Raw genomic sequence first — 1582 nt, 5'->3', positions numbered from 1 at the left:
CGCCGCAGAGGTCAGGCCGCAGTCGCCAGCGCCTCGGGCTCCTGAACGTCCTCGCTGTCCTCGCTGTCCTCGTTCTGCTCCGGCTCGGCGTCCTCGCGGGCCTTTTGGTCCTGCTCCTCCTGCTGGGCGCGGCCCTTGGCCACGGTCTCCGCTTCGACGGTGCTCAGCGCATAGCCCTCCGCTTGAAGGAACGTCAGCCAGGCGACGGTCTGCCCGTTGATGTGGTTGCGCCAGGCCGCGTCGTCCATGTGCTCTACCTCGTAGGCGGCAGCGACATGAGCGAGCAGGACCCTCCACGCGCGCGCCGGGCTGGTGCGTGCGATGACCGCGCCGAACGGGTCGCCCACCCGAGTCCACTGGCTGTTGCCCTCGTTGGGGTCTGGGATGCCGAGGAAGTGTGCGGTCAGGTCGGTCCTCTTGCGGCTGATGTAGTTCTCGTATCCGTAGCTGGTGCCTGTGACCATGGAGAGGATCAGTGGCCACACCCGGGTGCTGGCCTCGGGCTGCTGGCAGAGTTCCTTGATGAAGTCGGCGCGGACCTCGCGGGCCTGCCGCCATGCCTTGTTGTTCGCGATGACCAGCCGCCGCTCCGCTTTGGCCGCCTCCTTGTCCGGTCCTGCCTGAGCGGTGTCCTTCGTGGCGGCTTCGGCGGTGAGCGGGTGGCCGTGGCGGTGCCAGGCGGTGCACACCCAGATCACCTCGTCGTCGGTGAGGAGGTCGGTGAGCGGCCTGGTGCTGGTGTCGGACCAGTTCCAGCGCCAGTCGACGACCGTGACCTCCGCGGCGGTTAGCTCAGCGGCTTGCTGGGCGCACTTGTCGGTGAGTTCTTTCTCCGTGCGCAGATCAGCGAGGGCGTGCTTCCAGTGGCCGCGCTTGGTGTTGCCTTCGCGCTGGTCGCGGCTCTTGGCCCGCTTGAGGGTCCACAGGGCGTCGTCGACGCTTTCGACTTCCTGGAACTCGGCCAGTTCGATCAGGTTGAAGTGTTCCTCGATGGCCTCGGCAAGAGCTTCGTCGGACAGTTGGGCGGCCTTGCTGGCGGCGCCGAGTTCGGCGGGCTTGAAGCCCATGGCGCGCGCGTTGCGTATCTTGCGGGCCTTGGGGATGTCCATGAGTGAGAGCTGCCTGGCGGCTTCGATGTCGTCGCGGACGGTGGCCTGGCGGCGGTGCTTGTTCTCGATGAACGACACGGTCAGTGCCGCGTCGTCGACTCCGGCGAGGTCGTCGCGGACGATCGCCGGAACGAGCCGGTAGGGCTTCTTCTTCGCCTTGGCCTTCTTCGCGGAGGCCAGGGCCGCGTTGTTGCGGCGCTGCCCGAAGATGATCCCGAGTTTCCCCTCCCTCTCGCCTTCCTGCGGGCGCAGTACGAGCGGGGTGAGAACGCCGAGTTCATCCACGCTGGCCTGAAGCTCCGGGTCGGGCTGGGTGGTGTCCTCTCCGTCCTGGTCGGCGCGGTCCTTGCGGTGGTTGTACGGGTCGACAACAAGGTCGTGGGGGTCGAGCCAGACGAAGCGGCCAGCGAAGCCTTCGATGGTTTCCGGAGCGTCCGGGCGGGTGGCTGTGGTGCTCATGGTGGTGGTCCTTC

General features: G+C 67.4%; 1 protein-coding gene. It reads right to left on the bottom strand.

Annotated elements, in window-relative coordinates:
- Positions 1-11: 11 nt before the first annotated feature.
- Complete coding sequence (locus ACZ5CR_RS44800) at positions 12-1568, bottom strand: ParB/RepB/Spo0J family partition protein (protein WP_468869319.1); 1557 nt, start codon at positions 1566-1568, stop codon at positions 12-14.
- Positions 1569-1582: the final 14 nt, after the last annotated feature.

The organism is Streptomyces sp. NPDC031274, from assembly GCF_055570235.1.
The sequence above is the reverse complement of the archived record's forward strand: the minus strand, read 5'-3'. Positions and strand labels throughout refer to the sequence as shown.